General features: G+C 34.9%; 2 protein-coding genes. Both read left to right on the plus strand.

Annotation, left to right across the window (positions count from 1 at the left end; genetic code table 11):
• Positions 1 to 187 (plus strand): minor capsid protein (locus tag KVT27_RS23575; protein WP_217582065.1); only part of this gene is annotated, 187 nt, incomplete at its 5' end.
• A gap of 10 nt (positions 188 to 197) precedes the next feature.
• On the plus strand, positions 198 to 544 hold a 347-nt coding region (locus KVT27_RS23580), incomplete at its 3' end, for a minor capsid protein (RefSeq protein WP_217582066.1).

A 544-nucleotide genomic window follows, 5' to 3' on the forward strand; every position in this document is an offset into this window, starting at 1 on the left:
TAGACCGGGAGAAGGTCATATTGAATGGAATACTCCATATTCAAGACGTTTGTACTATAATCCACAGTACAACTTCTCAAAAGATGTTAATCCTAATGCTAGGGGGCTTTGGTTTGAAGAGGCTAAAGCACGCCATGTAAGCGATTGGGCTAGAATAGTAGAAAACGAAATAAAACGAAATTTATAGGAGGGTAAATATGAAATGGTTAATTGAATCAGTGAAAAAACATTTAACTACTGTTCTATCTAAAGAAATCATGTTTGCTCCTGTAAAGGTCGATATATTAGATATAGGGTTGAATAATACCCCGCGTAAAAGTATTGCAATTAGGATGATACCATCTGCTCCGGGTGAGCAATATTTTGATGGTGAAATTAAAAAGAAACAGTTTCAAATCCTCTTAAAAAGTGAAAAACAATTGGAAGTTAACACTTCTGCAGAAGTAATCGCAGAAGAATTAAACAACGTGCATAGACGTGAGTTTCATGCAGTGGACAACTCTTACACATTGAGAAGATTAAATATTTACGTAGAGCCTAATTT

The organism is Lysinibacillus sp. GbtcB16 (genome assembly GCF_019091145.1).
Taxonomy (GTDB): domain Bacteria; phylum Bacillota; class Bacilli; order Bacillales_A; family Planococcaceae; genus Lysinibacillus; species Lysinibacillus fusiformis.